1 protein-coding gene is annotated in these 1,299 nt (G+C 68.9%); it reads right to left on the bottom strand.

From position 1 onward, the window contains the following. Positions 1–1,299 (bottom strand): acyl-CoA carboxylase subunit beta (locus HW445_RS31335; RefSeq protein ID WP_180224158.1); only part of this gene is annotated, 1,299 nt, incomplete at both ends.

Genomic DNA, 1,299 nt, shown 5'->3' on the forward strand with positions numbered 1-1,299 from the left:
GTCGGCGTCGGCGATCTGGCGTCGGAAGATGACGTTGGCGGCGCCTTCGGCGCCCATGACGGCGATCTCGTTGGTGGGCCAGGCGTAGGTGAGGTCGGCGCCGATGGACTGGGAGTCCATGACGATGTAGGCGCCGCCGTAGGCCTTGCGGAGGATGAGGGAGATCCGTGGCACGGTGGCGTTGCAGTAGGCGTAGAGGAGTTTGGCGCCGTGGCGGATGATGCCGCCGTGTTCCTGGTCGACGCCGGGGAGGAAGCCGGGGACGTCGAGGAAGGTGAGGATCGGGATGTTGAAGGCGTCGCACATCTGGACGAAGCGTGCGGCTTTTTCGCTGGCCTCGATGTCGAGGACGCCGGCGAGGACCTGGGGCTGGTTGGCGACGATGCCGACGGCCTGGCCGTCGAGGCGGCCGAGGGCGCAGATGATGTTGCGGGCCCAGCGTTCGTGGACCTCGAGGTAGTCGCCGTCGTCGACGATCTCCTCGATGACCTTGGTCATGTCGTAGGGGCGGTTGCCGTCCGCGGGGACCAGGTCGAGCAGGACGTCGGAGCGGCGGTCGGGGGCGTCGGTGGCGGCGGTCTGCGGGGGGTTCTCGCGGTTGTTCTGCGGGAGCATCGCGAGGAGGTAGCGGACCTCGGCGATGCAGGTCTCCTCGTCGTCGTAGGCGAAGTGGCAGACGCCGGAGGTCTCGGCGTGGACGTCGGCGCCGCCGAGGCCGTTCTGGGTGATCTCCTCGCCGGTGACCGCCTTGACGACGTCCGGGCCGGTGATGAACATCTGGGAGGTCTCGCGGACCATGAACACGAAGTCGGTGAGGGCGGGGCTGTAGGCGGCGCCGCCCGCGCACGGGCCGAGCATCACGGAGATCTGCGGGATGACGCCGGAGGCCTTGGTGTTGCGCTGGAAGATGCCGCCGTAGCCGGCGAGCGCGGAGACGCCCTCCTGGATACGGGCGCCGGCGCCGTCGTTCAGCGACACCAGTGGCGCACCCGCCGCGATGGCCATGTCCATGATCTTGTGGATCTTCGTCGCGTGGGCCTCGCCCAGCGCACCGCCGAAGATCCGGAAGTCGTGGGCGTAGACGAAGACCGTCCGGCCCTCGACCGTCCCCCAGCCGGTGATCACACCGTCCGTGTACGGCTTCTTCGCCTCCAGCCCGAAACCCTGGGCCCGGTGCCGCCGCAACTGCTCGACCTCGTTGAACGAACCCGCGTCCAGCAACAGCTCGATACGCTCCCGCGCGGTCAACTTGCCCTTGGCATGCTGCGCGGCGGTGGCCTTCTCACTCGGCCCGGCCAG

This window comes from Streptomyces sp. UH6 (assembly GCF_013421635.1).
Taxonomy (GTDB): domain Bacteria; phylum Actinomycetota; class Actinomycetes; order Streptomycetales; family Streptomycetaceae; genus Streptomyces; species Streptomyces abyssomicinicus.